5 protein-coding genes are annotated in these 4,292 nt (G+C 72.6%); 2 read left to right on the top strand and 3 right to left on the bottom strand.

Annotated elements, in window-relative coordinates; all coding sequences use genetic code 11:
* Positions 1 to 483 precede the first annotated feature (483 nt).
* Positions 484 to 1,155 (bottom strand): endonuclease NucS, encoded by a 672-nt coding sequence (nucS, locus tag HCJ92_RS22610; protein ID WP_167935465.1) that lies wholly within the window; start codon positions 1,153 to 1,155, stop codon positions 484 to 486.
* Between the two features lie 264 nt (positions 1,156 to 1,419).
* On the opposite strand from nucS, the gene HCJ92_RS22605 reads away from it, so the two are divergent.
* Positions 1,420 to 1,812, top strand: coding sequence for an SCO5389 family protein (locus tag HCJ92_RS22605; protein WP_167935464.1), 393 nt, complete (start codon positions 1,420 to 1,422; stop codon positions 1,810 to 1,812).
* On the opposite strand, the gene HCJ92_RS22600 is transcribed toward HCJ92_RS22605, so the two are convergent.
* On the bottom strand, positions 1,781 to 2,929 hold the full coding sequence (locus tag HCJ92_RS22600) for an LLM class flavin-dependent oxidoreductase (RefSeq protein WP_167935463.1): 1,149 nt from the start codon (positions 2,927 to 2,929) through the stop codon (positions 1,781 to 1,783). The two genes, HCJ92_RS22605 and HCJ92_RS22600, sit on opposite strands and share 32 nt — an antisense overlap.
* Before the next feature lie 191 nt (positions 2,930 to 3,120).
* On the opposite strand from HCJ92_RS22600, the gene HCJ92_RS22595 reads away from it, so the two are divergent.
* On the top strand, positions 3,121 to 3,438 hold the full coding sequence (locus tag HCJ92_RS22595; protein WP_167935462.1) for an ATP/GTP-binding protein: 318 nt from the start codon (positions 3,121 to 3,123) through the stop codon (positions 3,436 to 3,438).
* Positions 3,439 to 3,463: 25 nt separating this feature from the next.
* On the opposite strand, the gene HCJ92_RS22590 is transcribed toward HCJ92_RS22595, so the two are convergent.
* Positions 3,464 to 4,292, bottom strand: an 829-nt coding sequence (locus HCJ92_RS22590) for an ABC-2 transporter permease (RefSeq protein ID WP_167935461.1), incomplete at its 5' end; no start/stop codon positions are given.

Below are 4,292 nucleotides of genomic sequence, written 5' to 3'. Positions count from 1 at the left end.
GGGGTTGGGGTCCCCCCCCCCCACGGCCACACGGGGGCGGTCCTCGCGGCGCTCGGCGCGTCCGCGGTGGCCGGGTCCTCGTCGGAGCCGTGCGGGACCGGGCCCGCCCTCCACCCGCGCGCGCCGGGCGCGTCACGGACCGGTGAGTGCGCGGTCACTCCTCGCTGCCCGGAAGCGGCGCGATCGGGTGGGCCGGTGGCACGTAATCGCGCCGTGCCGCACGGTTCCGGCCGCCGCGAAGGGGCACCGCCCGGTCCGCGAGGAGTGACATCCGGCACCTTCCCGCTGCGCTTCCGGCGGGGCCCATGGGGCCGCCGAGGTCGGCTGGGGAGCGTGGTGACGGGCGAGGAGAGGGCCGCCGGGCGACGTGGCCGGCGCCTGACGTTCTGCCGACGGAGCGAGCGTGCCCCGTGGTGGCGTGCGCCGTCGGGGCCGTACCTCCGGTCCGTGGCGGGCTCCTCCGGGAAGCCCGCCGACGGGGGGTCAGAACAGCCGCAGCTTGTCGTCCTCGATGCCGCGCAGCGCGTTGTAGTCCAGCACCGCGCACTGGATGCCGCGGTCGGTGGCGAGCACCCGCGCCTGCGGCTTGATCTCCTGAGCGGCGAACACGCCCTTCACCGGGGCGAGATGGGGATCGCGGTTCAGCAGCTCCAGATAGCGGGTCAGCTGCTCCACCCCGTCGATCTCGCCGCGCCGCTTGATCTCCACGGCGATGGTGGTCCCGTCCGCGTCACGACCGAGGATGTCCACGGGGCCGATGGCCGTCGGGTACTCGCGCCGGATCAACGACCAGCCGTCGCCGAGGGTCTCCATCCGGTCGGCCAGCAGCTCCTGGAGGTGTGCCTCCACGCCGTCCTTGACCAGCCCGGGATCGATTCCGAGCTCGTGTGAGCTGTCGTGGAGGATCTCGTCCATGGTGATGATCAGTTTCTCGCCTGCCTTGTTCACCACGGTCCACACCGCGACGTCGTTCTCGGTGCCCTCCTTGAGGGTGCACGGGGGTGACATCCAGTTGAGCGGCTTGTAGGCGCGGTCGTCGGCGTGGACCGACACCGAACCGTCGGCCTTCACCAGGATCAGGCGCGGGGCCAGGGGCAGATGGGCGGTGAGCCGGCCGGCGTAGTCCACGGAGCAGCGGGCGATGACGAGACGCATGGTCGGTCACGCTACCGGTCCGGACGTCGTGAGGCGAAGTCGCCTCCACCTTCCCGGCAGTCCGCTCATATGCCCGGTAATGAATCGTTTTGCAATTGGCTGACTATAAGCGCGCTCCACTGACATGATCGGCCAACCGGCTTACCTTGGCAGCAACGAGGATGTCGCCGTACGAACGCGCACGATCACAGATGTCACAGCGGTGCAGCCCCGGTTCCATCCGTTCAGATCCCGTCACCCGGGGATCGCGAGAGGAGAAACCACATGTCGCTCGATGTCACGCCTGCCCTGTTGGCGCAGGCCGAGCGAGGAGAGGTCGACGAGGCCGAGTTCGTCGACTGCGTGCGAACGTCCCTGCCGTACGCCTGGGAGATGATCAGCTCTCTCGCGACCCGACTGGAGACCGACGGCGGCGAGTTCGCCGACAACACCACGCCGCCGCCGACCGAGGCCGCCCGTGGTCAGCTGCTGCGCGCGCTCGCCAGTGATGCCATCCGCGGCTCGCTGGAGCGGCACTTCGGTGTCCGGCTCGCCTTCCAGAACTGCCACCGGGTGGCGGTCTTCCCGACCGGCGCCGAAGCCGACGACCGGCTCGGCCGCTTCACCTCCGTCCGGGGCCAGTTGCTCAACCAGTCGCCCGAACTGCGCGACTGCTGACCGAGACGTCGGCGCGGCCGGAAGCCGCCCGGGCCGCCGACGGTGCCGTCACCCCCCTCCCGACGTTCGGGGCGGCGGCACCGGTCGCGGGGGGCGGGAGCAGCGGCAGCACCTCCGCGCCCAGCCGGCGCAGGTTCTCCTCCGTCCCGTCCAGAGTTCCCGAACCCTCCGAGAGCAGTGCGAACCGCGTGACGCCGGTCCGCTCCGCCGTCCTGGCGAGCCGGTCCGCGCACAGCCGCGGGGAGCCCACCGGGTGCAACTCGCAGAGGAGTTCGGTGTAGGCCAGCGGGTCCCGCATCGTCCGGGGGCGTCCGTCGACCGTCCGGTAGGCGGCGAGCCCCCTGCGGAACCACTCGGGCATGGAACGGCGCAGCGCCGTGACCGCCTCGCTCTGGGAGTCGCCCACCTGCACCACGCCGGCCGACACGTGTGCGGCGGCCCGGACCCCGGCGGGGTCGGCACCGGCCTCCAGGGCGGTGCGGCGCCACAGCGCCACCATCTCGGCGCGTTCCTCGTCCCCGGCGTGCATGCCGAGCAGCATCGGCAGGCCGCGCCGTGCGGCGATCCGCACGCCGCGTGCCGAGGTGCACGCCATCACGACGGGCGGCCCCGCGCCCTGCGGTCCGGTGTCCGGGCGGGGTACCACCGGCACGGTGGGGAACCGGAACCGCTCGCCCTCCGCGCCGACGCGCTCCTCGTGCAGCCAGCGCAGCAGCAGGTCCAACGCCTCCGGGAAGTCCCGTTCGTACGCGGCCAGGCCGGTCCCGAAGACGGACAGGTCGATCCAGGGGCCGCCCCGACCGACCCCCAGGGTGAAGCGGCCCTCGGAGGCCAGGTGCAGCAGCGCGGCCTGCTCGCCGAGGGAGACGGGATGGGTGGTCGGGAGGACGCTGACGGCGGTCCCGACCCCGATGCGTCGGGTGCGGCCCAGCAGGAAACCGGCGAGGGTGGCGGCGGACGGGCAGATGCCGTACGGGATGAAGTGGTGCTCGGCCAGCCATACCGCGTCGAGCCCGGCCTCCTCGGCGACCTCGGCCGACCGCACCACACGATGCAGCACCTCGTCGTGTGCCTGACCTGCGAACTGTCCCGCCAGGACGAACGTGCCTACCCGCATCTCGCGTGCCCCTCCCGCCGCCGCGACGGCGCATCATCCGGTGATGGTATTAACGCGTGACACGTGCCAAAGGCACGGTGCGACCGGAGAATTCTGTGCGAACCCGCGGTGCGCGCACCGGCGAGCCGTGACTGCGTACGCTGGTGGGCGACGGCGCCGCGAGGGGCGCCCGGAGACGAGCGAGGTGCCAGGTGTCCCCCCGGCGCAACCACCGGAACGCCCGACCACGCCCGGAGGGGCGCGGCGAGGACCCGAACCGCTACGGCCTGGAGAGCACCGAGCACTGGCGGGGCGAGTCCTGGACCGTCCGTCAGGTCGCCGGCAGCAGCGGCAAGCACTACCGCTGCCCCGGGTGCGACCAGGTCATCCCCCCGGGCACCGGCCACGTGGTGGCCTGGGAGCAGCACGGCACCGTCGACGACCGGCGCCACTGGCACCGTGCCTGCTGGAACGCGAGGGACCGCCGGGGAACTCGTCCCCAGCGGTCCCGTAACGCGCCCCGGTACTGACCGGGCTCCGGCGCGGCCCCTGGCCTCAGGCGTCGGTGGTGCGCAGCCGGGCCCAGGCCCCGACCAGCGCGGCGGCGACCACCGCCGCGAGCAGCGCCGTCTGCGGCCAGCCGCTGTGGTCGAAGTCGCCGGTGTAGCTCACCGAGAGCGAGGACATGCCGCCGATGGCGGAGTACGCGTCGATGTGCTGGGCGAGGTCGCGCATGCTCTCGGAGAGGTACAGGAACGGCGCCGCGATGGTGGGCAGCAGGACCACCCCGAGCATGACGGTGATCGCGCCCGCCGAGGAGCGCAGCAGCGAGCCCATCGCCAGCCCGAGCAGTCCCAGCAGGGTGACGTAGAGGGCGACGCCCAGCACCGGGGTCGTCCACGCCTCCCCGGGCATCGCACGCGCGGCCTCGGTGTCGCCGAGCAGCGCCGCACTCAGCGCGAGGGTGACGCCCAGCGCGACGGAGACGGCGACGAAGCTGATGGCGGAGAAGATCACGGCCTTCGCCACCAGCAGCCGACCGCGCCGCGGCGACGCCACCAGCGAGGTGCGGATCATGCCGGTGGTGTACTCGGTCGAGGTCACCAGAACGCCGAAGGTGACGATCGCGATGTGACCGAGCAGGATGCCGATGAATCCCGCGATCGGCGGGTCGAAGCCCTGCTCGTCGGTCATCGAGACGACACCGGCGACCGCGGTGCCGATGCCGACGGTCACCACCATCATCACCAGCAGGGTCCACATGGTCGACCGCACCGAGCGGATCTTGGTCCACTCCGCGAGCAGCGCGTGGCCGAGGTGGGCGGGTGGCACCTCGTCGCCGGCAGGTGCCGCCGGACCGGGGGCCGTCGTGTCCGGCGGCACC

Origin of the sequence: Streptomyces spiramenti (assembly GCF_012034385.1) — a bacterium.
Taxonomy (GTDB): Bacteria; Actinomycetota; Actinomycetes; order Streptomycetales; family Streptomycetaceae; genus Streptomyces; species Streptomyces spiramenti.
The sequence above is the reverse complement of the archived record's forward strand: the minus strand, read 5'-3'. Positions and strand labels throughout refer to the sequence as shown.